This window comes from Peristeroidobacter soli (genome assembly GCF_004138485.1).
Classification (GTDB): domain Bacteria; phylum Pseudomonadota; class Gammaproteobacteria; order Steroidobacterales; family Steroidobacteraceae; genus Steroidobacter; species Steroidobacter soli.
This window is the reverse complement of sequence record NZ_ML142848.1, coordinates 1,216,913-1,243,829: the sequence shown is the minus strand read 5'-3', so window position 1 is coordinate 1,243,829 and position 26,917 is coordinate 1,216,913. Positions and strand designations below refer to the sequence as shown.

General features: G+C 61.7%; 23 protein-coding genes and 1 pseudogene. 10 read left to right on the top strand and 14 right to left on the bottom strand.

From position 1 onward, the window contains the following. The first annotated feature begins 25 nt into the window (after positions 1 to 25). The 5 genes from prpC to EKO19_RS05135 all read left to right on the top strand — a co-directional run bounded on the left by prpC (position 26) and on the right by EKO19_RS05135 (position 5,382). Positions 26 to 1,183 carry a bifunctional 2-methylcitrate synthase/citrate synthase gene (gene prpC / locus EKO19_RS05155; protein WP_129775302.1) on the top strand — a complete coding sequence of 386 codons (1,158 nt, stop codon included), beginning with the start codon at positions 26 to 28 and terminating at the stop codon, positions 1,181 to 1,183. After that, positions 1,183 to 2,637, top strand: coding sequence for a bifunctional 2-methylcitrate dehydratase/aconitate hydratase (locus tag EKO19_RS05150; RefSeq protein WP_129775301.1), 1,455 nt, complete (start codon positions 1,183 to 1,185; stop codon positions 2,635 to 2,637). The genes prpC and EKO19_RS05150 overlap by 1 nt, the downstream gene beginning before the upstream one ends. A 3-nt stretch (positions 2,638 to 2,640) precedes the next feature. Next, the gene (locus EKO19_RS05145) at positions 2,641 to 3,372 is read left to right on the top strand and encodes a helix-turn-helix transcriptional regulator (RefSeq protein WP_129775300.1); all 732 of its coding nucleotides are present in this window, start codon (positions 2,641 to 2,643) and stop codon (positions 3,370 to 3,372) included. Between the two features lie 391 nt (positions 3,373 to 3,763). Then, positions 3,764 to 4,690 (top strand): hypothetical protein, encoded by a 927-nt coding sequence (locus tag EKO19_RS05140; RefSeq protein ID WP_129775299.1) that lies wholly within the window; start codon positions 3,764 to 3,766, stop codon positions 4,688 to 4,690. Positions 4,691 to 4,704: 14 nt separating this feature from the next. Continuing rightward, the gene (locus EKO19_RS05135; protein WP_129775298.1) at positions 4,705 to 5,382 is read left to right on the top strand and encodes a hypothetical protein; all 678 of its coding nucleotides are present in this window, start codon (positions 4,705 to 4,707) and stop codon (positions 5,380 to 5,382) included. A 58-nt stretch (positions 5,383 to 5,440) separates the two neighbouring features. On the opposite strand, the pseudogene EKO19_RS39745 reads toward EKO19_RS05135, so the two are convergent. The 5 genes and pseudogenes from EKO19_RS39745 to EKO19_RS05110 form a co-directional block, all read right to left on the bottom strand. Then, positions 5,441 to 5,549 (bottom strand): annotated as a pseudogene (locus EKO19_RS39745) (LysR family transcriptional regulator); the annotation flags it as partial. A gap of 29 nt (positions 5,550 to 5,578) precedes the next feature. Further along, positions 5,579 to 6,184, bottom strand: a complete 606-nt coding sequence (locus EKO19_RS05125; protein WP_157995122.1) for a DUF1028 domain-containing protein — start codon at positions 6,182 to 6,184, stop codon at positions 5,579 to 5,581. A 116-nt stretch (positions 6,185 to 6,300) separates the two neighbouring features. Further along, the gene (locus tag EKO19_RS05120) at positions 6,301 to 8,061 is read right to left on the bottom strand and encodes a hypothetical protein (RefSeq protein ID WP_129775295.1); all 1,761 of its coding nucleotides are present in this window, start codon (positions 8,059 to 8,061) and stop codon (positions 6,301 to 6,303) included. 162 nt (positions 8,062 to 8,223) lie between these two features. Further along, positions 8,224 to 8,571: a hypothetical protein gene (locus tag EKO19_RS05115; RefSeq protein ID WP_129775294.1), complete on the bottom strand. Its 348-nt coding sequence runs from the start codon at positions 8,569 to 8,571 to the stop codon at positions 8,224 to 8,226. 112 nt (positions 8,572 to 8,683) lie between these two features. Then, complete coding sequence (locus EKO19_RS05110) at positions 8,684 to 9,568, bottom strand: LysR family transcriptional regulator (RefSeq protein WP_129775293.1); 885 nt, start codon at positions 9,566 to 9,568, stop codon at positions 8,684 to 8,686. Positions 9,569 to 9,715: 147 nt separating this feature from the next. Between EKO19_RS05110 and EKO19_RS05105 the strand changes: the two genes are divergently transcribed. Then, positions 9,716 to 10,369, top strand: coding sequence for a hydrolase (locus tag EKO19_RS05105; protein WP_129775292.1), 654 nt, complete (start codon positions 9,716 to 9,718; stop codon positions 10,367 to 10,369). Between the two features lie 43 nt (positions 10,370 to 10,412). On the opposite strand, the gene EKO19_RS05100 is transcribed toward EKO19_RS05105, so the two are convergent. After that, positions 10,413 to 11,276, bottom strand: coding sequence for an MnmC family methyltransferase (locus tag EKO19_RS05100; RefSeq protein ID WP_129775291.1), 864 nt, complete (start codon positions 11,274 to 11,276; stop codon positions 10,413 to 10,415). Then, positions 11,273 to 12,436 (bottom strand): THUMP domain-containing class I SAM-dependent RNA methyltransferase, encoded by a 1,164-nt coding sequence (locus tag EKO19_RS05095; RefSeq protein ID WP_175596958.1) that lies wholly within the window; start codon positions 12,434 to 12,436, stop codon positions 11,273 to 11,275. The genes EKO19_RS05100 and EKO19_RS05095 overlap by 4 nt, the downstream gene beginning before the upstream one ends. A 460-nt stretch (positions 12,437 to 12,896) precedes the next feature. Here EKO19_RS05095 and EKO19_RS05090 point away from each other — a divergent pair, with 460 nt between their 5' ends. After that, positions 12,897 to 14,915: a methyl-accepting chemotaxis protein gene (locus EKO19_RS05090; RefSeq protein ID WP_456107271.1), complete on the top strand. Its 2,019-nt coding sequence runs from the start codon at positions 12,897 to 12,899 to the stop codon at positions 14,913 to 14,915. Between the two features lie 12 nt (positions 14,916 to 14,927). Here the strand turns inward: EKO19_RS05090 and EKO19_RS05085 are convergent, their stop codons facing one another. Further along, the gene (locus EKO19_RS05085) at positions 14,928 to 15,416 is read right to left on the bottom strand and encodes an SRPBCC domain-containing protein (protein WP_129775288.1); all 489 of its coding nucleotides are present in this window, start codon (positions 15,414 to 15,416) and stop codon (positions 14,928 to 14,930) included. Positions 15,417 to 15,428: 12 nt separating this feature from the next. Next, positions 15,429 to 16,352 carry a S1/P1 nuclease gene (locus tag EKO19_RS05080; protein WP_129775287.1) on the bottom strand — a complete coding sequence of 308 codons (924 nt, stop codon included), beginning with the start codon at positions 16,350 to 16,352 and terminating at the stop codon, positions 15,429 to 15,431. A gap of 221 nt (positions 16,353 to 16,573) precedes the next feature. Between EKO19_RS05080 and EKO19_RS05075 the strand changes: the two genes are divergently transcribed. Continuing rightward, positions 16,574 to 16,822: a hypothetical protein gene (locus EKO19_RS05075; RefSeq protein WP_129775286.1), complete on the top strand. Its 249-nt coding sequence runs from the start codon at positions 16,574 to 16,576 to the stop codon at positions 16,820 to 16,822. A 62-nt stretch (positions 16,823 to 16,884) separates the two neighbouring features. Here EKO19_RS05075 and EKO19_RS05070 read toward each other — a convergent pair whose 3' ends face one another. Beyond that, positions 16,885 to 18,153 carry a glycerophosphodiester phosphodiesterase family protein gene (locus tag EKO19_RS05070; RefSeq protein ID WP_129775285.1) on the bottom strand — a complete coding sequence of 423 codons (1,269 nt, stop codon included), beginning with the start codon at positions 18,151 to 18,153 and terminating at the stop codon, positions 16,885 to 16,887. Positions 18,154 to 18,311: 158 nt separating this feature from the next. Next, entirely contained in the window at positions 18,312 to 18,530 is a 219-nt protein-coding gene (locus tag EKO19_RS05065) for a DUF3562 domain-containing protein (RefSeq protein WP_129775284.1), read from the bottom strand. Positions 18,531 to 18,903: 373 nt separating this feature from the next. Here EKO19_RS05065 and EKO19_RS39440 point away from each other — a divergent pair, with 373 nt between their 5' ends. Beyond that, the gene (locus EKO19_RS39440; protein ID WP_129775283.1) at positions 18,904 to 20,625 is read left to right on the top strand and encodes a methyl-accepting chemotaxis protein; all 1,722 of its coding nucleotides are present in this window, start codon (positions 18,904 to 18,906) and stop codon (positions 20,623 to 20,625) included. On the opposite strand, the gene EKO19_RS05055 is transcribed toward EKO19_RS39440, so the two are convergent. Continuing rightward, complete coding sequence (locus EKO19_RS05055; RefSeq protein ID WP_129775282.1) at positions 20,622 to 22,808, bottom strand: sensor histidine kinase; 2,187 nt, start codon at positions 22,806 to 22,808, stop codon at positions 20,622 to 20,624. The genes EKO19_RS39440 and EKO19_RS05055 overlap by 4 nt on opposite strands. Before the next feature lie 428 nt (positions 22,809 to 23,236). On the opposite strand from EKO19_RS05055, the gene EKO19_RS05050 reads away from it, so the two are divergent. Beyond that, positions 23,237 to 23,767: a chemotaxis protein CheD gene (locus tag EKO19_RS05050; RefSeq protein ID WP_129775281.1), complete on the top strand. Its 531-nt coding sequence runs from the start codon at positions 23,237 to 23,239 to the stop codon at positions 23,765 to 23,767. On the opposite strand, the gene EKO19_RS05045 is transcribed toward EKO19_RS05050, so the two are convergent. Next, positions 23,749 to 26,025, bottom strand: a complete 2,277-nt coding sequence (locus tag EKO19_RS05045) for a putative bifunctional diguanylate cyclase/phosphodiesterase (RefSeq protein WP_129775280.1) — start codon at positions 26,023 to 26,025, stop codon at positions 23,749 to 23,751. The two genes, EKO19_RS05050 and EKO19_RS05045, sit on opposite strands and share 19 nt — an antisense overlap. A 208-nt stretch (positions 26,026 to 26,233) precedes the next feature. Next, positions 26,234 to 26,863: a response regulator transcription factor gene (locus EKO19_RS05040; RefSeq protein ID WP_175596957.1), complete on the bottom strand. Its 630-nt coding sequence runs from the start codon at positions 26,861 to 26,863 to the stop codon at positions 26,234 to 26,236. Positions 26,864 to 26,917 lie beyond the last annotated feature (54 nt).

Here is a 26,917-nt window from a genome sequence, read left to right as displayed (position 1 = left end):
CAGAGCAATCGTCAGGGGGCTCGCGATGACCGAAGCATCTTCGAACGCAGGTTTCAAGCCGAAGAAATCCGTCGCACTGTCCGGTGTGACTGCTGGAAATACCGCACTGTGCACCGTCGGCCGCAGCGGCAACGATCTGCACTATCGGGGTTATGACATCCTCGATATCGCCAAGAGCTGCGAGTTCGAGGAAATCGCGTACCTGCTGATTCACGGCAAACTGCCGAATCACGCCGAGCTCGCCGGCTACAAAGCGAAGCTGTCACGTCTGCGTGGCCTGCCTGCCGCGCTCAAGTCGGTGCTCGAGCAGATTCCCGCCGGCGCTCATCCGATGGATGTCATGCGTACCGGTGTGTCGACGTTGGGCTGCATTCTTCCGGAGCCCGAACATCACGCGGCTGCAGCGGCCCGTGATATCGCCGACCGGCTCATCGCCAGCCTCGGCTCCATGCTCACCTATTGGTATCACTACAGCCATCACGGTCGTCGCATCGATGTGGATACCGACGACGATTCGATCGGCGGTCACTTCCTGCATCTGTTGCATCAGGAGACGCCGTCGCGTGAGTGGGTGCATGCGATGCATACGTCGCTCATTCTTTATGCCGAGCACGAGTTCAACGCGTCGACGTTTGCTGCTCGCGTCATCGCGGGCACCGGCTCGGATATGTATTCGGCCATCACGGGCGCGATCGGCGCCTTGCGCGGGCCGAAGCACGGCGGCGCGAATGAAGTCGCGTTCGAAATCCAGCAGCGCTATGACTCGCCCGAACAAGCCGATGAGGACATCCGCAAGCGCGTGGCGAACAAGGAAGTGATCATCGGTTTCGGTCATCCGGTCTATACGATCTCCGATCCGCGCAACGAGGTCATCAAGAACGTCGCCCAGAAGCTGGCGCAGGAAGCGGGCGACAGCAAGATGTTCGACGTCGCCGCGCGTCTGGAAAAGACGATGAGAGAGATCAAGAACATGTTCCCGAACCTGGACTGGTACTCGGCGGTCTCCTACAACCTGATGGGCGTGCCGACCGCGATGTTTACTCCGTTGTTCGTCATCGCCCGCACGACCGGCTGGGCCGCGCACGTGATCGAACAGCGCGAGGACGGCAAGATCATCCGCCCGAGCGCGAATTACACCGGCCCGGAGAATCTGAAGTTCGTGCCGCTGGATCAGAGGAAGTAATGGCCCATCACGATCTCAAGTCGGCGCAACGTCCGGCGCCGGATCCGATACTCACCGCGATCGCCGAGTACGTGCTGTCGTATCAGATCGACAGCGAAGCGGCTTACGAGACCGCTTACTACTGCTTGATGGATACATTGGCCTGCGGCTTCCAGGCTTTGCAGTATCCTGCGTGCACGAAGTTGCTGGGGCCGGTGGTGCCGGGCGCGGTGATGCCCGGCGGCTCGCGAGTGCCGGGCACGAGCTATGAGCTCGACCCGGTGCAGGCGGCGTTCAATATCGGCTCGATGGTTCGCTGGCTCGACTTCAACGACACCTGGTTGGCCGCGGAGTGGGGCCATCCTTCCGACAACCTCGGCGGCATTCTCGCAGTCGCTGATTTCCTGGCTCGCCGGAGCGGGGCGCAGGGCAAGACGACGCTGCGCGTGAGAGACTTGCTCACGGCGATGATCAAGGCGCATGAGATCCAGGGGGTCGGTGCGCTGGAGAATAGTTTCAATCGGGTTGGGTTGGATCACGTTCTGTTGGTTCGCCTTGCGTCCACTGCTGTGACTACCGCCATGCTCGGCGGCTCACGTGAACAGGTGATCAATGCGGTTTCCAATGCGTTCGTGGATGGCGGCGCGTTACGGACCTATCGACATGCTCCGAATACCGGATCGCGGAAGAGCTGGGCGGCGGGTGATGCGACCAGCCGGGCTGTGCGTCATGCGTTGATGGCGATGGTGGACGAGATGGGCTATCCATCGGCGGTCACGGCCTCGACGTGGGGATTCCAGGATGTGTTGATGAGGGGCAAGGCGCTGTCGTTCCCTCAGCCCTTCGGCAGCTACGTGATGGAAAACATCCTGTTCAAGATTTCCTTCCCCGCGGAGTTCCACGGCCAGACAGCCGTTGAAGCGGCGATGAAGCTGCACCCGCAGGTGAAACGTCACATCGAGAATATCGAACGCGTGGTGATCGAGACGCAGGAGTCGGGCGTCCGCATCATCGACAAGACCGGGCCTCTGAACAATCCCGCCGACCGCGATCACTGCATTCAGTACATGACCGCGATTGCGCTGATCTTCGGCCGGCTGCAGGCGTCGGACTATGAGGATGCTGTGGCGAGTGATCCGCGCATCGATGTGTTGAGAGGGAAGATGGTCGTGAGTGAGAACACGACCTTCACGGAGGAGTACTACGCGCCGGATAAGCGGGCGATCGGGAATGCGGTACAGGTGTTCTTCAAGGATGGGACTCGCACGGAGCGGGTGCAGGTCGACTATCCCTTGGGTCATCGCAAGCGTCGTGCGGAGGGCATGCCAGTGCTCGTGCAGAAGTTCGAGGCGGCCGTTACGGAGCTGTTCGCGCCGAAGCAGGCTGAGGCGATCAAGGCGATGTTCGCGGATCGGGGGAGGCTGGAGAAGATGTCGGTGCAGGAGTTTGTGGCGGGCTTGGTGAAGAACCGCTGACCGATGAATTTCTTCCACGACACCTCACAACGCTTTTCGTCAGTCGACGGCATCGAAGAAATCACCGCGCTGTGCGCCTCGTACGCCAAACAACTGGGATTCAATTTCTTCGTCTACGCGCTGAGGATTCCGACCCAATTCGCCGAGGCGCGCGTCATCATGCTCAAGGGCTATCCCGATGCGTGGCTCGACCACTACTGGGAAAGCGGCTATGCCGCGAGCGACCCGGCGGTCATCCACTGCGCTCAGCATGTCGTTCCCGTCGAGTGGCACGCCCTGGCGTACAAGCCGCGGTCGCTGCCCTCGCAAGTCATGAACGAAGCCGCCGACTTCGGTCTCAGGTCCGGCATCAGCATGCCCATCCACAGTCCTCACGGCGAACTCGGCATCCTCAGTTTTTCGGTCGATCGCAACGATGCCGGAGCGCGGGAAATAACGCGGCAGGCCTTGCCCTTCGTGCAAATGTTGGCGGGGCATGTGCATGAAGCGGTACGTCGCGTGCTGGTCAGCACGGACTCCGAACCGCCGCAAGTGTTGACCCCACGCGAGGCCGAATGCCTGCGATGGGCTGCCGACGGCAAGACCTCCTGGGAGATCGGCCAGCTGCTCCGCATGTCGGAGCGTACCGTCAATTTCCACCTCAATAACTCCATGATCAAGCTGGATGTCTGCAACCGCCAGCACGCCATCGCACGCGCCATCCTGCGCGGATTGATCAATCCGCATCCGTTTTGAATCGGCTGCGACAGCGGCCTGTAAGATCTGACAGCTACCCGATTCTGTGCGGTTGCCCTGTAATCCGGGTTTTTGATTGCGTTGACCGGTACTGCCGTGAGGGGGAAAGTGCGTGAAGACGATGCGCAGGGTGTTTCTGTTGTCAGTGGCCTCGCTCCTGCTTCCATTAGAGGCGCACGCTTTCGGGATCATTCTGCAATATCAAGGCGAGGTGGGTGACCGCGAACTGTACTTCGCGGACCTGCGTACGATCACCAATCGCACTCCGCCCGACCAGATCATGGGGCCGATCGAAACCCGTGAGCTCGACGTCACCGCGGTGTATGAGAGCGCGAAGAAGCCCGAGTTCGTCCACATGAAACTGCAGTTTCAGTGTCCGGCGGCGTACTCGATGGATATGTCGAGCTACAAGCTGACCGCCAATAAGCAGAAGGTCCGCGCGGGCGACGCGGTGACGTTCCGCATCGGGCCTGGGAGCTACCAGTTGCGGCGCTCGGATCTGCAATCCGAACCTGTTCCCGTCAGCGACTGGAAGACCTCGGATGCCACCATGCTGTCCCGGGCCGGCGCCATTGCCTGCAACCACATCGACATCGACCAGGCCTTGCACCAGTCGATCCAGGGCGAGGATTTCGACTTCAAGGGCTTCGGGGAGAAGATTGCCCGGCTCGGCTTGCCCTCCGACATGGCGCTGATCGGCGCGACGCTTGCGCCGGAGTTTCTGGATTTCGCCTGGAACCAGTTCTGGTACGAGCAGGTCGTCGCCGGCAAGCGGCCGGATCCCAGCGGTAAATGGAGCAGAAAGCCCACCGAGGAGGAAAAGGCGGCGGCCCTGCGGAAGCTCGAGGAAATGCAGGCCAGTGCTGCCCCCACCATCGAAGCGGCCAAGAACAGCCTGCTGGCGGGCATCAAGAAGAGTCAGGCGGAAATGGCGGCCAGAAAGAATACCACCCGCCCCGACGGCAAGAAGATCACCCCGATCGAATCCAATCTCTTGATTCTCTGGAAAGGCAGGCCCGAGGAAGACGTGGTCAAGGTCATGGGCAATCCCGATTTCAATCAAGCCGGCGACAGCCGGTTTCTGCGCTACACGAAGTACTGGGAAAAGCCGGGCGTGACCGTGATCGGCGCGCAAGGGGCAGTGATCGGTGGCGAGGCCGGCGGGTATGCGGAGTGTTTCGTCGAATTCAAAACCAAACAGGACGGCGCCGGGGCCTGGCTGGTCGACGACATCCTGGTGCGATCGACTTATGAGGACGCGGGATTGGGCAGACAGCGAATGCTTTGTGACGATCTGGCGAAAGAGGCGTCGCGATGACCGGCGAAACAACGATGCTCGGAAAACTCCTGTGGGCCACGGGCATGCTGGCCGCCCTCGTCGCCGCTCCCTGTCAGGGAGCGGCGCCCGCGCCGGCGGAGGCTTTCGATGTGCTCGGTTCCGTGATGGACAAGTCGCAGAAGCAACTCGACCCCAAGCGCATCCTCGAGCTCAATAAAGAAGAAGCGCGGCAGTACCGGGAAAAAATCCTCGCCGGGTGGTGGGAGTTCATGCAGGCCAACTCCCAGGCGAAAGCCGGAGAGTTCTGCGCCGCGACGTTTCTTCGCGCCAAGCGCGAGCCTCAGGTCGGTGGCGAGGACTCGTTCAAGGAAGGCATGACAGTGACGTTGTTCGGGCCGGGCGGGGACTACCGCGGAGCCCTACTTGCCTTCGCGCCATTGATGGACGATCACCAGTTTCCCAAGTTGCAAGCCGGGCAGAAAGTGTTGGTGACCTTGAAGCAGGGCAACGAGGCCCCCGCAACGCTGAACGCAGTGTTCATGACTGTGGGCGCGACTGCGCGGCCGATGATTGCGTTTGCCGTACCGAGCATCGATGCACTGATGGCGGGTATGGAGGACAACTGGAGCTTTGAGGTGCAGTACCAGGGGCAGTCCATTGCGGACATCGCCTGGCACTCGGGACTCGCGGCCCGGGATGCCTTGAAGCGCTGTCTCAATGGGGCGCGCTGATCGCTGGGAGGGGAGATGCCGATTGTCTCCATTCATTGCTTCGACGCAGGCGCTCATCTGGCAACGGCTTGCCCAATCGTCCCCATAAAAAACACGATGCGATGATGTGAGCTTTCCAACTCGTCTGGATGCGTCGGCGTACCGGCGCGTTCCAGATAACCGGGCGCAGTTGCCGGCGGGCGGCTAGCCTCGCGTCTCAGGTCTTCGGTTGATACAGCGTCGGCGGCGGTGGCGCCAGTCGCGGCGAGCCGGATTTCACCCACGCGTCGTAGCGCATACGAAGCGTGCGTACCGGGTTGCCGCTTTCGCCGCGCTTGATGTCGTTATCCATCACGCTGATGTACGCAAAGTATTTGCCATCGTTGTGAGTGACGCCCTGCGGGTCGTCTTTCTCCGCGATGGCGATGTAGGAAACATGCGCCGTCTTGTTGTCGCAGGGGACGAAGTCCATCGGGTTCGATCCGCAATTGCAGCGGTGGTCCCCGCCGTTGGCGTCCGCCGCTTCCATCGCGGCCATGACGCGATCGGCTAGCGTGCCGGTGGCGCGGGTGAATGCGAGCGCGGCCAGATAGACCACTTGATCGCCGAGCAGCGTGCCGCCGGGCACGATCACCGCCTGCAGATCCATCAAGTCGCGCGCAGCGCTGGGCTCGCGCTTCGGAAATGCCTCTTGCCGAACGCAGGTCGCCGACGCGATGACCACCTGACCGCTACGCGCATCCAGCGCGATTACCGACCACGTCGCCCGCGCAGGCGTCGGGCCCGCGAACAGAACGAACGCTAGCGCCAGGTATTTCATCATCGATCCATCTCCCTGCTTTGGATCGAGCATAACAAGAGTCGGATGAGGAGATTTTGCGCAGGGATGGGCCGGTTCGCTGATTTTTATGCAGCTGCCTCGAGTCTTTCGGCTGGGAATCAGGCCCAGACCTTCGTGTCTGAATTGCGGGTCTTTTGCAGAAGCAGGTCAGAAAACACAATCGTTGCGCCCTGCTTGGAGAATAGCTGGTCGTGGAGGTAGTCGTAGCGTTGCTGTTGATGCACGAGCGATGTATCGACCGTCCAGCGCGGTTGATCACGAAGATCGTGCAGCACGCGACTGATGGTAGACGAAACATAGTAGTGCGCGTTGCGCAGTAACCTCCACGTGTACCTGCTTTGATCGCCACGATGAACCAACAGGTTTCGAGCACGATAGATACGAGAGATCTGCCATTCGACTCTTTTCCTGGACTGTGCAAGCGACCCCGCAAGAGCCTTGGGGTCGTGGAACTGCTGCCAGACTGTGAACAAGCGGTTCACCAGCAGCGGATATTCGGCGCTTCTCTGCAGCAAGTACTCTACTGCCGGATTGTTTGCTTTCCCAGTGACCGCTCGAAGGATGTCATCCGGCGCGACGAATTTCTCCGATGAGGCCGGCAGGAAGGTTGAATCGATGCCTCGTCCATCCCATTGCGCCATCGAATGAACCGAGAGCGCCAGGTAGGTGGCGATTTTATCGACCCGACGCCTCGCGATGATGGGCGCGATGCAATCGGCTACTCGCGCGCCGGTCGCTTTGGCTCCCAAGAATCCTGTGATGGTTTCCAGAGCGGTCCAAAGATTGATGATGGCTGTTTTCGGATGATCGGCGCTGAGAGCCAACGCATGGCACTCCAGTGCATTGGAGATGCGTCCGTCGAGGCGGTGTCCGACTCGCGCGTAGGTTTCGCGGCTGAGTCGCCGGTATTCGGATCGCGGAAAGAGACCGAAGTGCTTTTCAGGACTCACTTCGACGGAAAACGCACTGTAGTTCTGGTCGTAGACGAGTACCCTCGCTCCGGCTCTGAAGTCAGCGCTGTTGTGGTAAAGATTCTGGACATTCAGCAATGTCGATATAGCTTGGAGAGATTGTTCGGCAGCCATCCGTCGCGAGACCGCGCTGCACGGAAAGCTGACGAAGAATAGATCGCCGTACTCCTGATGCCAGTGCTTCGATGTCTCGTCGTGACGAATTCCCGCGCCCTTGCCGACCTGCGTGAACTTTGAATTGGCGATGAGAGCCGCGAGGTCACTCCGGCTTCCGTAAAGTGCGAGGAGGCAGGTGTAGTTACGCGGACCGGCGCTCGTGCAGCCCGTGGCTGATTCAACAAATGGAGCTGGAGTGCCCCTGCAGTTGTCGCCATGAATCTTTGCGAGCGACTCTTCCTCCAGCCCTCGGTCCAGGACATGCGTCGCTAACGTTGACAGGCGATGCAGCAAGAGTTGTTTCTGGTGGCCGTCGCCGGCCGCCAGTTCAAGCGCGTGTTTCTGCCACCGCGCTTGCACGTCACCCAGGAGAGTCAGGGCGATTTGAGATCGTTCGCGCAGGACGTTCGGGGACCTGGTGTCAGAATCGATAGTAGCGATCACCGCGTCGATGGCGGAGGCAAGGCGGGAATCTCGCGCGAGATAGGGTGCCTCCTGCTGTCGGTTGTCCTTTATCTCGGCTGCGATCGCTGGCAGGTAGTTTGACCAGCGCTCATCTTCACGTGCCAGCTCGGCGACTCCTGACAGCTCATCAATCAGCATGGGCAAATCGAGCACACGCGCCTGGAACGTATCAGGAGTCTGCGGGTTGAGCAGTTCATGCCAGGCTTGGGCAATGAACAGCGTTACAGTATTTGGAGGCTGTGCGCTTGAGTTAGCAGGTTGCCACACTCGGAGCACCGCAAAGAAAGGGGCCGCACCGCTTGCTCTGTTCCCGAAGGAGACAGCCAAACGGATTGGCCGCTTGATATTCGTTGGCGCTCTTGGATGTTATGGATATGCGCGGGAACGCAGAGTAAGGCAAGCATATCTCCTGGTCAATCTGGCGTTAACTCATGCACTTAGGCGCTGATACAAACCACAGCCACCCGACCCCGACTCATCCTCCCGCTTTCTGATCGCCGCAATCAGCGGCCGCAGCTTCACCATATCCAGATCTGCCGCGGAGTCGTTGATCCATCGCGCCGCTGCGTCTGCGACTTCCGCGTGCAGGACACCGTCATCGTCATCCGAGTACTGCAGTACCTCGGACAAGCAATGGAGCATCGCGCGGACCTCCAGCAGGAGGGAGCGCACGCGTTCGATGGCTTCGTCCAGCGTCTGCGGTGGTGTCGCGGCGTCCGTTGCTGTGTAGAGCGCGCGAGGGTCTGCGGTGGGTTTGAGTGAGTTGCGACGTTTCATGCATTGCACTCTCGACAGAAAGGTTCAGTAGGAGCGCTCAAAGGTTGGAGACGTTTTGAGCTGGGGAGAGTGTGCTCTTAAACAGGCTGCGGTTGCGCCCTGAATTTTAAAATTAGTGGGGTTCGTGCGCCGACTGTTCAAAACATTCGATCAGCAACTCCGTGAGCACGCGTACCTTTCGTGACGGATGGCTCCCCGGCGGGCGGATGACATAGATACCTGCCGGTGGCGGCGGATAGCGCGTCATGACTGGGACCAGCGCTCCGGATGTCACGTACTCATCGGTGAGTCCATTGGGAAGATAAGCGATGCCGAGCCCTGCAACGGCCGCGGCAAGGAGCGCGGTGCCGTTGTCGGCTTTGAAGTGTCCTCGTGGATGAACCGTGACGATATTCTCGCCATCCATGAACTGCCAGCTCTCTGTTCCTTGCATGAGGGCTTCATGAGCGGCGAGATCTTCCGGCGTCTCCGGCGAACCGTGCGCTTTGATGTAGTTGGGGCTCGCGACCAGCTTCCCATAGAGCGGCCCGACGCATCGTGCAATCAAGGTGGAGTCCTGGAGATAGCCGACCCGGATCGCACAATCGAAACCCTCCGCGACGACATCGACGAAACGATCGCTGTAATAAGTATGAATGTGAAGCTGCGGGTGACGTTGCGCCATCTTCGCGAGAACGGCAGCAAAGTGGGTTGGGCCGAAAGAGAGCGGCGCGGCGATTCGCAAGCGTCCGCGAAGGTCGCCTGTCGGCAGGATGGTTTCCCGGGCCGCATCGATTTCAGCGCACGCTCTGGCTGCATGGTCTCGAAACGTAAGTCCGGCTTCGGTGAGGGCGGCACCGCGGGTGTTTCGCGCCAGGAGTTGGACGCCGAGCTCCGCTTCGAGACGGAGCAGTCGTCGACTCACGATGGACTTGGCGACGCCGAGCCGGCGGGCGGCGGGCGAAACGCCGCCAGCGTCAGCAACTTCTACAAATGTCCGCAGCTCTTCGATATCCAATTCGGCGTTCCCAATCAGGCGACACAGCGTGGCACAAAACGTGACTACCGCGGCAGGGAGGTGAATGGCAAGGTCCGTTTTCCACCAGCGGCGCCCCAGTCGGCACCGCGCTCCCGGAAACCAACCTCAGCATCAATGGATGTAGTCATGACCTTTCGCAATGGCCTCGCTTCGCTGCTTCGACCTGAAGATTCGGTACTCGTTCTGATCGACCACCAGCCCTACCAGCTCGCGAATTTGAACAGCCACGATCCGCACATGGTGGTCAACAATTCCACCGCGCTGGCGAAGGCCGCCAGGGCGTTTGGCGTCCCCACCATTCTAACCAGCGTGATCGCCGAGCGGGGCGGCCTCATCTTCCCTCAGATCACGGAGGTATTCCCCGGTCAGCAAGTGATCGACCGGACGTTCATCAACACCTGGGAGGATCGGAAAGTGGTGGATGCGGTCAAGGCGACCGGTCGCAAGCAGCTGATCATCGCGGGCCTGTGGACCGAGATCTGCGTCGCGATGCCGGTGATCCAGGCGCTGGGCGAAGGCTGGGATGTGACGGTGATTACCGATGCGTCCGGTGCTACGTCGGTCGAAGCGCACGAGGTCGCCATTCAACGCATGATCGCGGCCGGCGCGAACATGATGACCTGGCTGGCACTGGCGGCCGAATGGCAGCGCGACTGGGCGCGGACCGACCACGCCGCCGAGCTGACCGAGGTTCTCAAGCAGCATGCCGCTGGTAGTGGCATTGCATATCTCTGGGAACAGCAGTTGCTCAACACGCCGGCGCCTGGCGCCTCTCGCTGAGTCAGCGCGGGTGTCGCGGCTCATGGGCCGCGGCATCCACTTCTCAAGTCGACTGAAACTGCGGATGCCCAGTCACCGCTGCACGCCACGATTCATCGTCTCCACTCACGCCGAAAGGCGTTTGTGCTCCGCTGCGGCTCCATCGAAGCAACCAAGCTGCGCCGAGCAATTCCCGGCGGTGATTGCCTCGCGCAGCGAGCGGCGACAAACCAATGGTCGTTTCTGTTTTCGGTCCGGTCGCGCATCCCTTGGCCACGTGGAAACCCGCGACGAGCATCGCCGCCCGAACGGCGGTGGAGTAGGTGTACGTGAATAATTCTGTCGCGCGACCGTTGCATGTTTGAAGCAGCTCGTGGAACGATGCCACGGACCACAATTCACTATCCGTCTTGAATGAAAATGGATCGAAGAAGATCAGATCCGGCGGCGGGGCAGCGAATTTGAGGGTCGCAAAATCCCCCTGAAGCAATCGCCACTCGATCGAGTCGTCCCGGTTCACCCATCGGTCCTTCGTGAGCAATTGTTCCGGCGCAACGTGGTTGAGGTGCTTGAACCATTGACGAACACCCAACGCCAGTTTGAGGGAGTCCAAGTCGTTCTCGAAACTGATCAGCAGTAACCGCCGGCCGCGATCGGCGACATTCATCGCTTCGGCGGCCTGAATGGTGGCCATCGCGTTGGCCGCTGCGCCGAGGCCGACGTCCCACACGACGAGTGGCTCGGTGTTTTGCTCCCGCAATCTTTCCGTCAGTCGCGATTGCTCGACATAAAGGGCGTGCGCTTCCTCGGCCGGATCGTTCACCGAGTGCATCACCTCGCCCGAGACGGTATCGCGAATACGGCCGATGCCATCGCGTACCACCACTTCATAGCGGCCGGCGTGCGATATGGGTTGCTCGCGGTTCACGGTTGAACAGCGCGACGGGATCCCGAGTACAGATCAAACAACAGCAGCTTGCAGGGGATGCTGCCGTTCATGAGGGAGATCGTGCGCTTGGGTTTGAGGCCAATCGCTTTATAGGGCGAGGCGGCGGCGGCCAGGATGGCGGCCTGCCAGCCGCTGAACTTCTGCTTCAGGGTGTCGCCCACTTCTTCGTACAGCTGCACGATGTCGCCCTCGCTGCTGCCGATGCGTTCGCCATACGGCAGATTGGTCACGAGGATTCCGCTGGGTGCGGGTGGCTCGGCATCCTGGAAGCGGCCCGTGTTGAAAGTCATGTATCGCTCGACGCGCGCGTCCAGTGCACTTTTCTTTGCCATCGCCACATAGGTGGGGTTGATGTCCGAAGCGACGACCGGTGCCGCCGGGGCCTCCAGTTTTTCGGCGCGCACGCGATCCTGAGTGGCGCGCCACAGATCGCGATCGAAATCCTTGAGCCATTCGAAATGAAATTCGCCTTTCTTGCGATGGATCTGTGGCGCCTTGCGGACCGCCATCATCGCGGCCTCGATGGCAATCGTGCCGCTGCCACACATTGGATCCATGAATGCCTGGCTGCCGTCGTAACCCGCCATGATGAGGATCGCCGCGGAGAGCGTTTCTTTGAGCGGTGCCGGATGGCCCTGTTCGCGATAACCGCGCTTGTGTAACGACTTGCCCGAGACGTCGAAGCTCAGCATGCAGCGGCCGTGTCTCAGATGAGCCACGACGACGACCTTCGGCTCACTTCGATCGACGACCGGTGCCACGCCTTGGGCGCGCTCGAAGACGTCGCGGATGCTCTCGCGCACCTGGGTGATGATTTGCTTCGGGGCCATTCCGGCCTTATCCGCGTCGTCACCCTGGCTTTCGACCATGAAGCCATGCCGCGCGTCGAACAGCTCATTCCAATGAATGCGCCGGGCCTGTGAGCGCAGCATCTCCGGCGACTTGGCCGGAACTTCCTTGATGACTTTCAGGATGCGGCTCGCCGTTCGCAGTTTGAGGTGCAGCTCATAAAGAAGAGCGTCGCTCGCCTCGAAGCCGACGGCGCGATAGCCGGGCGCGATGTTGAGCGCGCCCAGGGCTTCGAGCTCGAGAACCAGGGCCGGTTTGGTTTCTTCGGGACAGGTGGCGATCAGTTGCATTCGAGGTCGAGGTCGCGGATCTGACGGACATTTTAGCTCGAAGTCACCGGCCATTGCTTTCTGAGTTCGGCCAGGCCGCCCGCGAGGAATTTTGCAGTACCTCAAGATCGACGTCAGCGAGCGTTGCTGTGAGACGCCTCATACACGCCTCATCAGGCCGATGCCTAATCCCGTCATCAGGCAGTTGCTGCTGGGGATGGTTCAAGCCGTTCCCTCTCAGTCGCAATGGCACCGAGGGCTAAGTGCTTCCCGCAAAATCGATTCAGCCCTATTCAGGGCGCGGAAACCGAGTCGTTACACGTCGAAGGAGCGCCGCGCGCAGGACGTAGATGTGCTCCGCGAACTTGCGTAGGAGATAGGTGTGAACGCTTCGAAGTCGTGGTTGCGTAATGTGCTTGCGCTCGGTCCCACGGAACAGGAACGGCAAGCGGCGCTGGAGCGCGCGCGCGAGTTGTCCGAGATGCAGGGCCGGCTGGCCGCGCTGGATAAAGTGCAGGCCACGATCGAGTTCAAGCTCGACGGCACCATCCTGCATGCGAACGACAATTTCCTGCGCACCCTGGGCTATCGGCTCGAGGAAGTGCAGGGCCGTCATCACAGCATGTTTACCGACCCGGCCTATGCCAACTCGCTCGAGTACCGTCAGTTCTGGGACAAACTGAATCGGGGCGAATTCGACCAGGGTCAGTACAAGCGCATCGGCAAGGGCGGGAAGGAAGTCTGGATCCAGGCGTCGTACAACCCGATCCTCGATGGGAATGGCAAGCCGTATAAGGTCATCAAGTTCGCCACCGACATCACGGCCGCCAAGGAGCGCGCCGCGGATTTCGAAGGACAGCTGGCCGCCATCAGCAAGGCGCAGGCAGTCATCGAATTCTCGCTCGATGGGCGCATCCTGCACGCCAACGCCAATTTCCTGGCCACGCTCGGCTATTCGCTGGAAGAGATCAAGGGACAGCATCACTCGCTGTTCGTCGATCCCGCCTATCGCGGCAGCGTGGAATATCGTCTGTTCTGGGAGAAGCTGGGGCGCGGCGAGTACGACACCGGTCAATACAAACGCATCGGCAAGGGCGGCAAAGAGATCTGGATTCAAGCGGCTTACAACCCGATCATGGATGTGAACGGCAAGCCGGTGAAAGTGGTCAAGTACGCCACCGACATCACGGCCGAGATCAATGCCAATCGCATGTTGCGTGACGCCGTCGAACAGGCGCAGGTGGTTACCTCCGCCGCCCGCGACGGCGATCTGTCGCAACGGATTCCGCTGGAAGGCAAGAGTGGGCCGATCGCATCGCTGTGTGCGGGCGTCAATTCCCTGATGGAAACGACCTCCGTCATTTTCTCCGACGTGGGCCGTGTGTTCGGCGCGCTGGCGGCGGGTGATCTGTCCCAACGCATCACGCGCGATTACACGGGCGTCTTCGGCGCCGTGAAGGCGGATGCCAATGCCACCAGCGAAAAGCTGGCTGCCATCATCGAGGATGTGGGTCGTGTGTTCTCTGGCCTCGCGGCCGGCGATCTCACCCAACGTATTACTCGCGAGGCGCAGGGGACATTCAACCAGGTCAAGAACGACGCCAACTCAAGTTGCGACAAGTTGGCCTCCATTATCGAGCAGGTGCGCGCGGCTGCGGCTTCGCTGACGGATGCCGCCAACCACGTGAGCGCGACGGCGCAGAGCCTGTCGCAGTCGGCTACCGAACAGGCGGCTTCGGTGGAGGAGACGACTTCATCGGTTGAGAGCATGTCGGCGTCGATCGCCCAGAACAGCGACAACGCCAAAGTCACTGACGGCATGGCCACCAAGGCCAGCAAGGAGGCCGGTGAAGGCGGGCAGGCGGTGACGCAGACGGTCGCCGCGATGAAACAGATCGCACAGAAGATCAGCATCATCGACGACATTGCCTATCAGACCAATCTGCTGGCATTGAATGCGGCCATCGAGGCGGCACGCGCGGGCGAACATGGCAGGGGCTTCTCGGTAGTTGCGTCCGAAGTGCGCAAGCTTGCCGAGCGTAGCCAGGAGGCGGCGAAGGAGATCGGCGAGCTCGCCGGCAAGAGCGTCTCGACCGCGGAACACGCCGGCGAATTGCTGGGCGCAATCGTTCCGTCGATCCAGCGCACTTCCGATCTCGTGCAGGAGATTACCGCTGCGTCACAGGAGCAGACCGAGTCGGTGAAGCAGATCGGCGCCGCCATGGATCAACTCAGCATGGCCACGCAACAGAATGCCTCGGCCTCCGAAGAGCTGGCGGCTACGTCCGAAGAACTGTCCAGTCAGGCGGCGCAGTTGCAGGACTCGGTGGCGTTCTTCGACGTTGGCGATCACGCTCCGGCCAAGTCGGATAGACATGACGCCAGCAACTCTCGCGAGCGTCGTGCGGTCAACTCGCCGATGCGTGGCAACAGCCGGAGTGCGGCTGCTCCCTCGTATCGTGCGACGGCGGTCGCCTCGGGCGATTTTCGACCGTACTGAAGTCGCCCGGAGCTATTTCATCGACATCACGTGGGCTACGAACTGATCGAGAGCGATTTCGGTCCCCTGTTGCCAGCCCGAAGCTTTGTTTTTTTCGAAGTCGGCTGCATCCCGGTGTAGCGCCGTGAAGACGTAGCGAGTGCCGGCTCCCACGGTTTCCAGCGTGACGATGGCAGTGATCGGAATGTCATCGAACACGGCCGGGCGATAGCCAGGGAACAGCATGGAGGTCCAGCTGAGTCGTGCCATCGGCACGACTTCCAGGAAACAGCCGAGATTGGGCAACGCCTCGCCGCCCTCGGTCGCTGCGGTGTCGATGCTGAACATGCCGCCCGGTCGCACGTCCAGCTCGCACTTCGCAACGACTCCCCAGGGCTTGGGCATGTACCACTGCTTGAGATGTTCCGGCTGGGTCAGCGCTTCCCAGACCAGGCGCTTGGGGGCGTCGATGAACCGCTCCAGAACCAGATCGAGTTTCGGATCGACCGCTTGTATTGCAATTGGATGACGGAATCAGCGCTCGTTACGGAACACCCAGCGCAGTACCTCGGTGAGCCGATAGCCGGCCAATGTGAGCCGCTGTTCCGCGACTTCCAGGGATTGATCGAGGTAACTCTTGGACTGTTCCGGCGCGGTTTTCGCGGCATCGCTGGCTCGTAGTTCCGGGCCGTAGGCGACGGCGTCGCCGAGCTGATAACTCTCCTTGGCCCATTCCGAAAACTCCGCGGCGCTCCTGAACGGTTGGAGCATGAACTGCGTGCGCGGTACGCGACGCATGAGATCTTCGGCGTTCTTCAGCGCCAGCTCGGGCTCGCCGTCGCGACTGACCCGGTCGTCCCAGTACCAGTGCAAGGAGACCGGCGCCTTGTCGACCGGATCGAGCACGAATTGCAGGCTGCCGCCGCGGTCGCCTTCCGGGAAACGTTTCGATACCTGCGACACGCTATGCAAGGGCTGATGCATGTCGCCAACCAGATGGAATATCCAGGCCAGCGCGACTGCGCGTTCTCCGGCTGCAGCGCGTGAATCGGAGGCGACGCTCAGGTTCAGTGCAAATGCTTCATTGGCCGAACCCTGGGGGACATCTTTAGGGACCTGTGGGGGAGGCGACGATTTGTCGACGATGGGGCGCGACCAGTAGTGCCACGTCGGATGATCGTGAATGCTGCCGCGGGCGTCGTCCGGCCAGCGGGCGAGCTCGAGGAACAGGCGGCGACCGCGCTCGTCGCCGGTGGCACGGCCAACGGCGACCTCGAAGGCGCCGCGATCCGGATGTTTCTCGGCCAACGCGACGATCCTGTCGATGACTCGTCGGTCCTGCGCACTCAATTCGTCATACGCAATCGCGGCGGTGACCATGTGTCCCGGGCGGGACCAGGCCTGCGCAGCGGACCAGGGAGTGAGAACGGCGAGCAGCAGGGCGACGAATGGCTTCATATCGGATTTCACGAAGTTGAACGACCGCCATGAATAACAGAGCGCGCTCTTCGATGGGGCAGCGTGCGCTCGAACCAGTGTTGCATGAAATGCAGCTCGCGCGGCGGCCGATTTGCCGTCAGGTTGCAAAGCGTCGAAGGTCCCGGTGCTGGGCAGGACGCCGAATGCCGGGAGCGCAGGACCGGCCCCAGCCGCAGGAGCTAGAACAATGAGCGCTTTCGGTGCCGGATGCGCTCGCCGATGCGCTGGCGGGGCAGTTGCGCTTCGTGTCGCCGCACCTGAAGTACATCAATCTCAACCGTCGTGGTTATGGCGTGCTCGACCTGACGCACGAGGCGGCGACCTGCGAGATCTATCACGTCGCGACCATCGACGCGAACAGCGATCAGGAAACGCTGGCGACGGTGATGGTCAGCGAGGTCGGCAACAATCTGGTTCGCGGTCAGGGCCAGAAGACGCCGCGTCTGTAATCAGTCGATAACAAAAGCCGGCGGCCCGAGTGCCGCCGGCTTTTGCCATTCTGGTCTCGGGATTATTTCAATCCCATGCAGTTCGCGTAGTAGGTGACGGTCGCCGGCCAGTCGGAGAAGATGCCGATGACGCCGACCTTGCGGGCCAGTACATCCAGCGCCTTGTACATGTCGCTGTCTTTCTTCAGCGCACGGCCGGTCGGATCGAACGCATAGTAGAAGCCCGCGCCGACGCCGCCGTTGCGCAGGTCGGCACGTTCGAACGACCAGGTGATGATGTCGAAGCCGAAGCTCTTGATGTCGAGCGCGTACTGCGACGGCACGATCTCGTCGTTGCTGTTCACCGCCAGCAGCACGCCGATCGGCGGAGCGATGATCTTCACGCCCTGCTTCTTCAGCTGCTTCAGCTCTTCCACCGTCAGGCGCGGGAAGCCCGGCGACGACGGATCGACGTCATCGAGGTACACGGCCTGCTGACCGAAGCGCGGCTCGTTCTTGATCCAGTACAGAACGTCGCGCACGTCGAACGACTGCGCATACACGTCCTTCGGGTTCACGCCGGCGGCCTTGAACGTATCGATCATCTTCTGCGCGTAGCCTTCCTGGCCGCCGAACACCGTCTGCAGGCGCGCGGGATTGCCGGCCTTCAGTTCCGGAGTGTGCTTCACGCCGAGCTTCTTGTTCAGCGCGATGCTCTCTTTCAGCGTCAGCAGAGTGCCGCGGCTGTTGTAGAGATCGGTGCGGAACGAAGCGGTGCCGCCGAGGTAGCCCTTCGACGTGGTGGCGCTCGGGTTGGACGCATCCATCTTGCCCTTCAGCGTCTTGAACTGAGCGAGCGTGATGTCACTGGCGCAGCACTTCGGCGTGACGCCCGGAGCCCAGGGCACGGTGCACGAGGCGTTCAGGTCGGTGTCGACGATGTTGGTGGTGGTGTGCAGATCGCACTCGTCGTGACGACACACCAGCTCGCCGTCCTTGGTGAAAGTCACATCGCACTCGACCACGCCCGCGCCCTGACGTGCGCCGGCTTCATACGATTCCTTAGTGTGCTCCGGGAACTGCAGCGGGGCACCGCGATGGGCGATGGAGAAACTGGACTGGTAGAATGGGCCGGCCTTGCAGCTCTGCAGCTTGTCCTTGAGGCGGCTGTCGTCGAGACCGTCGATCAGAAAGAACGGGCGGTCGCCGAGTTGCACGGTGCCGCGCGAGCCTTTGTCGTCGTGACGATCGCCGTAGTCGTCGCCGCGACCGTAGTCACCGGCGAGCGCGGCAAAGGAACAAAGTGCCGCCAGCAAAGCCGCGGGCGCGGCCAATTGCAAAGAACGTGGCATTGAACTCTCCTGCGAATGGATAGGGAGTTCGGCGCCGCATTCTTACAATTGACTCGATGGGCGCTCGAACCGGCCTACAGATACGCCGGCGAAGTTCAACGCAGGTTTCGATTCGATGATCGCTCGATGACAACCGAGCGACCGGAAGACGGCTCAGCTCAGCTGCTGGTACGTTCTGCGTGCAGCGTGTTGCGCACCAGGCGCGTCGCGATCACGGAGACGAAAGTCTTCACTCGAGCTTGCGAATTCAGGCGAGCATGTTCGATTTCGTAGAGCTCGCGCACGTGTTCGATTGAGGTCTCGCTTTCCTTGGCGAGGGCTTCGATGGCTTGTTGCTGTTTGGCCGGATCACCTGCGGTATTTCGCAAGACGGTCATGATCCCTCCAGGGTGTTGGATAGAAACGGATTCATCGGCGGGGGCGAATGGTAGCTCCAGTCGCTGCCGTTACCGTTAACTTTGGGGCGCGTGCCCCATTTTGGTGCAGGCGCGCCATATGCTTTTTGTGTGGTGTCAGTCACTTGCGCTCGGTAGCTGGAGGGCCGCCGATGAGCTGTCACATGGGCGGAACGGGCCGATTGCGCAAGTCAAGCAATAAGCACTTGATTGTAGAAGTTCCCGCTCCTCGGTGGACATCCTGCGTTGGTAGGAAGTAAGGCCGTCCCCGAATCACTACAGCTCAGGTCAAGGCCCGCCGCGGACGACCGATATATCGAGCTACGCAGAACTGTGCTCATACCTCGGAGTCCCTGTGGGCCTGTCCAGACTCAGCATCAACGCGCGCCTGATCGCCGCCTTTTCGATCGTCATCGCCATCCTGGTGGCGCTGATCAGTGTCGCCACCGTCAGCCAGAACAAGCAGGTCGACGCCCAGCGCGCCAACATTCACACCTATGACGTTATCGAGGAGATCAACGGTCTGAGCGATGCGCTCGTCAACATGGAAACCGGTACCCGGGGCTTTCTGCTCGCCGGTGTCGATACTTTCCTCGAGCCTTTCAACCAGGGCCGGACGGAATTCGACAAGCATCTCGCGGCGGCCGAGGAGAAGACGCTGGATGAGCACGTCAGGGAGAAGCTCAAACAGCTGCGCACGACTGAGCAGGCATGGGTGGGCCAGGCCCTCGAGCCCGCGATCGGTCTGCGACGCAAAGTGATCACTGGCGAGGCGAGCATGGCGGACATCGTCGCTTTCGAGCGCGAAGCCCGCGGCAAGCGAGGCATGGACAGCATGCGCACCATCATCGACGAGCTCGGCGACATCGAAGCCAGGCTGCTGGAGGAGCGCGCCGCCGCCGCCGAAGCAGCGCGGGTGTTTGCCAACTCGGTGTTGATCGGCGGTGGTGCGTTGACGGTGATTCTGTCGATCATGATGGCCATTGCCATCGCTCGCAGCATCGTCAACCCGTTGCGTCAGGTGTTGCGGGCCACCGAGGATCTGCGCGCCGGCGATGGCGATCTCACTTATCAACTGCCGCCGATGTCCGCCGAGTTCGGCGAGATCTCGCGCTCGCTCAACGGCTTCATCGAGAAGCTGCACAACATCATCTCGACCACCAAGACGCTGTCGGCGTCCATGTCGAGCGGCGCGTTGCAGATCGCTCGCGGTAACGACGATCTGAATCAGCGCACCCAGGAACAGGCGGCCGCGCTGGAAGAAACAGCCTCGAGCATGGAGGAGATGACCGCGACGGTGAAACAGAACGCCGACAATGCGCGTCAGGCCAATCAGCTTTCGACCAACGCGCGCTCGCACGCCGAAAAAGGTGGGCAGGTCGTGCAACGTGCAGTGGGCGCGATGGGCGAGATCAATGCCTCCAGCCGCAAGATCGCGGACATCATCGGCGTGATCGACGAGATCGCGTTCCAGACCAATCTGCTGGCGTTGAATGCGGCTGTCGAAGCGGCGCGTGCGGGCGAGCAGGGGCGCGGCTTCGCGGTGGTCGCCTCCGAAGTGCGCAGCCTCGCTCAGCGCAGCGCCAGCGCCGCCAAGGAGATCAAAGATCTGATCAACGATTCGGTCGACAAAGTGCGTGCCGGTTCGGAGCTGGTCGATGAATCGGGTCGCACGCTCGCCGACATCATGGAGTCGGTGAAGCGGGTCAGCGACATCGTCGCCGAAATTGCCGCCGCCAGCGAAGAGCAGGCGCAGGGCATCGATCAAGTGAACAACGCGGTTTCGACCATGGATTCGATGACGCAGCAGAACGCGGCGCTCGTGGAAGAGGCGTCGGCCGCCAGCAAGTCGCTCGAACAGCAGGGTCAGGGCCTGGTCGCGCAGGTGGGGCAGTTCCGGACCGCCGACAATGTGACATCGCATGCGGTGGCGCCGGTGGCCGCGTCGCGTCCGGTTGCCACGGTCAAGCCGATCGGCAAACCGATGCGCAAGCCGGCACCGAAAGCGGTGGTGCGAGCCAAGGCTGCTCCGGCGCCGATGGCCAAGGCCAGCGGCGGCGACTGGCACGAGTTCTAATCCGTCGTCACCGGCTCGTCGTGGGTCGCTGCCGCTTCGGGCAGCGTGAAATGGAACGACGAGCCCTGGCCCACGGTGCTGTCCGCCCAAATCCTGCCGCCGTAACGTTGCACGATACGCGCGGCCGTCGCGAGCCCGATACCGACGCCCGGAAATTCGGACAGCGTATGCATCCGGCGGAACGGCTCGAACAAATGCTGGGCGAAGTTCATGTCGAAGCCCACGCCATTGTCCCGGACCACGAACAGCGGGCCGCCCGGGTCTTCTTTACGCACGAGGGTCACTGAAGGGAAGTCGGTGTGCGTCGTATACTTCCAGGCATTCCCCAACAGATTGACCAGCAGGCTGCGCATCAGGCGTGGGTCGGCGCAGATCGGCGCGCCGCAGTCGATCTGGAAGCGCACGCGGTGGTCGGGGTATTGCTGCTGCAGTTCCTGAATCACTTCGCTGGCGACGAGGTTCAGATCGACCGGCCGACGGGTCAGCTCGATTTTGGTCAGCTGGGCGAGCCCGAGCATGCCGTCGATGACGTCGTTCATCCGTCGCACCGAGGCGTCGATGCGCTCCATGTGACGGCTGGCTGCTGCGTCGGGATGTTGTTCGATCATCGCCTGCAACAGGCCGCAATGGCCGGCCATGCCGTTCAGCGGCGCCCGCAGATCGTGCGCGGCCGAAGCGGTGAACTCCTCCAGGTCGCGGTTGGCGAAGGTCAGCTCCTGATTCATCGCCTGTAGCTCGCGCGTCCGTTCCGCCACGCGCCGCTCGAGCGAGGCAGTGTGCCGCTCGATGTCTTCCCGGAGCAGCGCCTGTTGGAGCGCGATGGCGAGCTGATCGGCGATGCTGTGTGCCGCCTGGATGTGTTCGTCATTGAAACAATGCGGACGTGCGTCGATCAGCTCCAGCATGCCGAGCAGATGCTGCTCTCCCCGCAAGGGCAGTCCCGCATAGGAAACGACGCCGGCCCGGCGCAACTCCTCGAGCAGTTCCGTATTCGAGTCGACAGCACGCAACTCACCCAACAGAATGGCCTGGCCGGAGCCCACGTCTCGTAATGCTTCTTCATAGCTTGCGACCGAATGCACGCGAGGAATGAAGTTCGTGGCGCCACAGGTGCCGGCAGCCAGCAGGCGATGCGCGCTGGAGTGACGATCGAACACGATCACGCTGGCCCCGGCGCATGGCACCATTCGCCGCAGATGATCCAGCGCCTTGCCGGCGATCTCCCGGGTGGAACGCATGCCGAGAATGGCTCGATCCAGCTCGGCGACCGCCTCGACGCGACGCAGATGAGCGAGCAGCGCCTGGTCGCTGCGGCGGACGATGTGTGAGTTCCACCAGATCAGCATCGAGAACACCAGCATGTTGACCGCCGTCAACATCGCCAGCCCCAGCTCGGCGTCGTAGAAGCCGCGCCGCTGACCTTGCAACAGCAACCAGCCGATGATGCAGGGAAGAGCGATGGCGGCCGGCAGCAGGCGGCGTGTTTCCGCGCCCGCCTGATCCGGCGCCATGATCTGAGCCGCCAGCACGAACCGGGGATGAACCGTCAGCACCGCCTTTGTGAGTACCAGCAAGCCGAGCGCTGTATGCAATGCCACGACTGAGAAACCCGGCAGCGAGTACAGCGACGCCGCTTCATAGGCGTAGCCCAGCACCATGATGAATGCACTCACCGAGATGAGCAGCACCATCACTTCCATCGCCAGCCACAGCCGCGTCAAGCGGGCCGGCCACGGCAGCATGGTGATCGCCAGCAGGCTGAAGCTGATGGCGGAGATGGGCGACATGCGCCAGGGAAACAGACTCAGTCGATTCGGTGGATCGTGCGGTACCAGCAGCAGATCGATGCCGACGGGCGCGCGCACGGCATAACTGAACAGGGTGGTACCGGTGACCAGAAGTAACAACGTCGCCGCAATCGGCTGAAGCCTGATCAACAGTCGGCTGAATACGCCGCCGTTGGGGCGCGAGTGCGCGGCCAGACCGGCGAGAGACAGTCCGCCGAGCACGAAACACAGTGCGGTATTGGGTTTGAGCGTGCCCAGGCCGGGCACGAGGTTGTGCAGGATGGGGAATGACAGCCACCAGCCGATCAGAGCAGTGACGCCGACGGCGACGCACAGCGCGGCGATCGCTCGAGCGAACGGCATCAAGGCCAGCGGCGGGCCGGGTCGAACTGCCATGACGGCGGCCGAGGTCAGTGAGGAAACATCATGTTTGTTGTTCAGGGGATCTCCTCGTCGCGCGCCTCGAGTTCCGATCGGCTTCGCTGCACCCTGGATTTTGCGAGCAGTCTATGCAGGCCGCCCATGGCCCGATGTCCGCATCTATACGCAGGTCCGCTTAAGGGTTGCAATCGTCCCAAGGAGCAATCGGCGCGGCGCACGCCAGGCTTTTTTGCTGATTTTTGTTAACACAAGTTATAGCACCTCCTTTGTGAGAAAACCTCTTCATTGCGACGCATGATGTTTGTTGCGGGGAGGTCCTTTGTATTCACGTAAGGGATCGTATCAGGCGACTGACGCGAAAATCCCAGGCGGGGTTGGGGCATTGCCTGGTAGCTGTATGCACACGGCATCGTCATGCTGACGACGATGTGCCGGTGCTTGTCATGTTGAATGCTCCCAAGGTCACCGAGGTGGTCCTGAACATCGGGCAGTTTTACTTCGGTGGCGGTCACACCAAGATTCGTACCGTGCTGGGTTCGTGCGTGTCGATCACGATGTGGCATCCGCGGCGGAAAATTGGCGGCATGTGTCATTACATGCTGCCCCACCGAGGCGCGGGAGGGACGGCGGCCGCGGCGGTGGAAGGAAACTACGCCGACGAAGTAATGCAGATGTTTCTTCGTGAGCTGCGTAACGCTGGCACGCAGCCCAGGGACTACATCGTCAAATTGTTCGGCGGCGGTTCCATGTTCGCCGGCGCCAACGATGCCCATCGGCCGCCCACCGATGTGCGCGAAGTGTCGAGTCGGAATATCGCGGCGGGCAGAGCCCTGCTCGCCGACCATGGCTTCATTATTTCAACCGAGCATACCGGCGGCTATGGCAGCCGCGTGCTGGTGTTCGAGTTGTGGAGCGGCGATGTCTGGATTCGTCGCGGTCAGGCCGTACCGACGAGTTACGCTGCGGGCGCATGAGCCTGCAGCGCGTGCAGCGCGCGAGCCTTGACGGTTTCGGTGAAGCGGCGCATCTCGTCCATTTCTTCCAGCAACGCGCGGCATTGCTCGACCGGGATCGGTTTGCTGAAGTAATAACCCTGGCCACGATGACAGCCCATCTCGCGCAGACAGTCGAGCTGTTCGGCGGTCTCGATGCCTTCGGCGATGGTGTCGATGTTCAATTGCTTGGCCATGGCCAACACGCCGCGCACGATGGCCGCGTCGCCCGGATCGACGGTGATGTTTCTGACGAACGCCTGGTCGATCTTCACCGCGTCGATGGGCAGATGTTTCAGGTAGCTCAGATTCGAGAAGCCGGTGCCGAAGTCGTCCAGATAGACCCGCGAGCCTGCGTGGCGCAGGGTGTCGATCATCACCACGCTCTTGGTCGAGTTCTGCAGCCAGGCCGACTCGGTGACCTCGAACGACAGCCACTTGGGATCGAGATCGTGTTGTAGCGCCAGCTCGTGACAACGGGTCGGAAAGTCGCTGCGCTCGAATTGCAATGGCGCGACGTTGACGGCCACCGGCACCAGCGGCACTGCGGCTCGTTGCCAGTCGTGCAGTTGTTCGATGACCATCTGCAGGATCTGTTCGCCCAGCGGTACGATCAGGCCGCTCTTTTCCGCCACCGGAATGAAGCGTCCCGGCGAGACGGTGCCGAGCTCCGGATGCCGCCAGCGTGCCAGCGCTTCGAACGAAGTCAGCCGGCCGCTCTGCAGATCCACCAGCGGTTGGAATTCCAGATGGATCTGGTCGGTGCCGATGGCCCGGCGCAGCGCCTGTTCGATGGCGACGTGCTCGGCCAGTTCGGTGTTCATCTTCGCGTCGAACAGCTGGAAGTTGTCGCGGCCGAGCTCCTTGGCACGATACAACGCGATGTCGGCGTGTTTCAGCAGCGCCTCGGCATCCATGCCGTCGTGCGGATAAACCGCGACGCCGATGCTCGCGGTCATGGCGACGGTGACGTCGTTCAACGGAATGGGTTCGCGTAACGCTCGCAGCAGCCGGCTGGCCAGCGCGCGAATCTCCAGCATGCTCTCCAGCATCGGCGCGACGACCACGAACTCGTCGCCGCCGGAGCGAATCACGATGTCGGCCGGGCGGGTGGCAGCCTGGAGTCGCTGTGCGACGATTTTGATCAATTGATCGCCGATGCCGTGACAGCGCGATTCGTTGACGTGTTTGAAATGGTCGAGGTCCACATACAACAGGGTGAGCGGTCGGCCGCTGTCCGTTGCTTCATTCAGTAGCTGCGGCAGACGTTTGTGCAGGTACACGCGATTCGGCAGCTCGGTGAGCGAGTCATGCTCGCCGACGTGATCGAGCGTCTGGCGATGGCGCAGCTCCGCCGCGACCTGCCGCTCCCAGCTTTGTTTGAGTCGCAGAACCAGGAAGGTCAGCGAGGCGACGCAGGCGATCAGCACCAGCGCGATGGTGCCGATCAGCAGCAACGTGGTGCGACGGCCGAGTGTCGCGATATCACGAGTGCTTGGCGCGCTCAGCAAAGCGACCGGCTTGCCGTGCATGTCTCGCAGCAGTGCATAACTGACTGCCCGCCCGTCATCGATGTTGGTGCCGAAAGTCATCGGGCTGCCGGCGGTCGCGACCCACTCGCGCACCTGGTCGGGCAGCCGGGCGTACTCGAGCTCGTCGCCTGCGACGCGGGTCATGGTCACCGGCAGCTGGCTGGTCTGCGTGATGCGCTCGATTTCATCCGGATCGAAATGGCGGGCGAACAGCAGCAGCGCGCCGGTCGGGGCGCTCTTGTCGGAGCGATTGATCTCGACGATGGAAAACGCCATCGGGCCGCGTGGCGTATCGACGACGCGCTGGACCGGTGCGCGGTCGTGCCAGTCGCGCCGTTCGCCACGCAGATGACTGACGAATTGCAGCAGCCCGGGCGGTCCCGGCCGCAGCCGACGTTCGTCTTCGAGCAATTCGGCCGAGAACAGCAGCTCGCCGTCCGCAGCCAGGATCGCGACCATGTCCACTTCCATGCTGGCCAGCGAGTCGGGAGTGAAGTTCTCCTCGACGAACTGCCGGGTGGGATGCTGGATGTAGCTGTACATCAGATCCCACTGGCCATAGTCCCGCGTGCTGATGGCCAGCTGATTCAGATCGGCATCCACCGCCTGCACGATCTGCTCCGCCTTCTCCAGGGTGCGCGCGTCTTCGATGGTGTCGAAACGGCTGACGAACAGTTTCGCGGCCACGGCCAGAGTCACCGCGAGCACGATGCAAGCCGAGGAGATGCCGATCAGGAGTCTGGTAGGGGAGCCGGAAGCCACTTGGAACAGGTCGAAGCCAGGGAACGAATCGAGTGGCGCGATTCAACATCACAGCGCTGCGTCCGGCAGCCTCGGAGCGCACATTCCCGGGGAATTGAGGGAACGCCTCATCCGTCGGCGAGGCGTTCACCAGGCGGGCGGCAGGCGAGGGAACTCAGGCGTTGCCCAGGCCGGACTGAATGATCATGTGCATGCGGACCAGATGGGCCAGCGAATGCGCTCCCATCTTGTCCATGATGTTGCCGCGATGGACCTCGACGGTGCGCTCGCTCAGCCCCAGATCGAGCGCGATCACCTTGTTGGCGCGCCCGTCCACCACCAGCTGCAGGACTTCTTTCTCACGGGCGCTGAGCGTGAGGAATCGCGAACGGATGTCGGCATGCCGGCGCATGCTCTCCCGATTCTGCGCGTCCTTCTTGATGGCCGCGTTGACCCGTTCGATCAAATCCTGGTGTCGCACCGGCTTCTCCAGGAAGTCGAACGCGCCCTCGCGCATGGCTTCGACCACCATGGGAATGTCGGCGTGGTTGGTGATCAGGATCACCGGCAGGATGGAGCCGATGCGGTTCAAATGACGTTGCAATTCCAGCCCGCTCATTTCCGGCAGGCGCACGTCCAGGATCAGCGTGCCCGGCTGCGAAGGATCGAGCTTCTCCAGGAACTGAGAAGGTCGGCTGTAAGAAAGGGCGACATGATTGGCGGCCTGGACGACCGCCGTCAGCACATCGCGGACCTCGTCGTCGTCGTCCAGGATATGGACGATCGGCTGCATCGCTTTATTCATCCCCCCACCTCTCCCTGATGTCCGGTCACGCATCGGCAGTTTACATCGCTCCAG

Coding starts and splice junctions, on each gene's coding strand:
- prpC (WP_129775302.1), top strand. CDS start 26: ATGACCGAAGCATCTTCGAACGCAGGTTTCAAGCCGAAGAAATCCGTC.
- EKO19_RS05150 (WP_129775301.1), top strand. CDS start 1,183: ATGGCCCATCACGATCTCAAGTCGGCGCAACGTCCGGCGCCGGATCCG.
- EKO19_RS05145 (WP_129775300.1), top strand. CDS start 2,641: ATGAATTTCTTCCACGACACCTCACAACGCTTTTCGTCAGTCGACGGC.
- EKO19_RS05140 (WP_129775299.1), top strand. CDS start 3,764: ATGGATATGTCGAGCTACAAGCTGACCGCCAATAAGCAGAAGGTCCGC.
- EKO19_RS05135 (WP_129775298.1), top strand. CDS start 4,705: ATGCTCGGAAAACTCCTGTGGGCCACGGGCATGCTGGCCGCCCTCGTC.
- EKO19_RS05125 (WP_157995122.1), bottom strand. CDS start 6,184: ATGATGAAATACCTGGCGCTAGCGTTCGTTCTGTTCGCGGGCCCGACG.
- EKO19_RS05115 (WP_129775294.1), bottom strand. CDS start 8,571: ATGAAACGTCGCAACTCACTCAAACCCACCGCAGACCCTCGCGCGCTC.
- EKO19_RS05105 (WP_129775292.1), top strand. CDS start 9,716: ATGACCTTTCGCAATGGCCTCGCTTCGCTGCTTCGACCTGAAGATTCG.
- EKO19_RS05095 (WP_175596958.1), bottom strand. CDS start 12,436: ATGCAACTGATCGCCACCTGTCCCGAAGAAACCAAACCGGCCCTGGTT.
- EKO19_RS05090 (WP_456107271.1), top strand. CDS start 12,897: ATGCAGGGCCGGCTGGCCGCGCTGGATAAAGTGCAGGCCACGATCGAG.
- EKO19_RS05080 (WP_129775287.1), bottom strand. CDS start 16,352: ATGAAGCCATTCGTCGCCCTGCTGCTCGCCGTTCTCACTCCCTGGTCC.
- EKO19_RS05070 (WP_129775285.1), bottom strand. CDS start 18,153: ATGCCACGTTCTTTGCAATTGGCCGCGCCCGCGGCTTTGCTGGCGGCA.
- EKO19_RS05065 (WP_129775284.1), bottom strand. CDS start 18,530: ATGACCGTCTTGCGAAATACCGCAGGTGATCCGGCCAAACAGCAACAA.
- EKO19_RS05055 (WP_129775282.1), bottom strand. CDS start 22,808: ATGGCAGTTCGACCCGGCCCGCCGCTGGCCTTGATGCCGTTCGCTCGA.
- EKO19_RS05050 (WP_129775281.1), top strand. CDS start 23,237: ATGTTGAATGCTCCCAAGGTCACCGAGGTGGTCCTGAACATCGGGCAG.
- EKO19_RS05040 (WP_175596957.1), bottom strand. CDS start 26,863: ATGAATAAAGCGATGCAGCCGATCGTCCATATCCTGGACGACGACGAC.